Source organism: Massilia sp. CT11-108, from assembly GCF_047302915.1.
Lineage (GTDB): Bacteria > Pseudomonadota > Gammaproteobacteria > Burkholderiales > Burkholderiaceae_D > Telluria > Telluria orientalis.
The window spans coordinates 1-244 of the sequence record NZ_JBKYMO010001704.1; the positions used below are offsets into that span (position 1 = coordinate 1).

At 72.5% G+C, this 244-nt stretch carries 1 protein-coding gene; it reads right to left on the minus strand.

The window, feature by feature from the left end:
• Positions 1-244, minus strand: a 244-nt coding sequence (locus tag ACEN88_RS36090) for a hypothetical protein (protein WP_413347181.1), incomplete at both ends; no start/stop codon positions are given.

Below are 244 nucleotides of genomic sequence, written 5' to 3' on the forward strand. Positions count from 1 at the left end.
GTTCGCCTTCGCGCCGGGCGAGCGCCACGAGGTCTTCGATCTCGGCGTGCACGAGGTGCTGCTGCGCCGAGACCAGACCGAGCTGCAGGGCCCGTGGCGACGCCTTGAGCACGTTGCCCGACGGGTCGACGACGACGCCCGCCGACTCGAGCGCGGCGAGCACGGGGTCGATGCGGTCGGGCAGCGACACCTCGACGAGCCGTGCCACCTTGACGGACCTGGCGTGCGCCGCCACCACCACGAT